This window comes from Lysinibacillus sp. GbtcB16, assembly GCF_019091145.1.
Lineage (GTDB): Bacteria > Bacillota > Bacilli > Bacillales_A > Planococcaceae > Lysinibacillus > Lysinibacillus fusiformis.
On record NZ_JAGXJV010000647.1, the window covers coordinates 1 to 252 of the forward strand.

General features: G+C 50.0%; 1 protein-coding gene. It reads right to left on the bottom strand.

What is annotated here, in order from left to right:
- Positions 1-16: 16 nt before the first annotated feature.
- On the bottom strand, positions 17-252 hold a 236-nt coding region (locus tag KVT27_RS25510; RefSeq protein ID WP_217582264.1), incomplete at its 5' end, for a hypothetical protein.

A 252-nucleotide genomic window follows, 5' to 3' on the forward strand; every position in this document is an offset into this window, starting at 1 on the left:
GTGGGTTCAAGTGACTTTATCGCATTACCGGCAAAATTTTCATAGGAAAGTGATGTGGAGCCCCGTCATCCTCTCGCTTCTGATTAGTCTCATCGCTATTCTGTGTACCCTGGTGAATAATAACGTGTGGTATATGCTCACACAGATCATCTTCTGGCTTGGGGCACTGCTTGGCCTGATCGGCTTTGTGTTTCATTGGAGCGGCGTAAGCAAGCGTGTAGGCGGTCTGGCCCTGCGAAACTTCCTCACTGG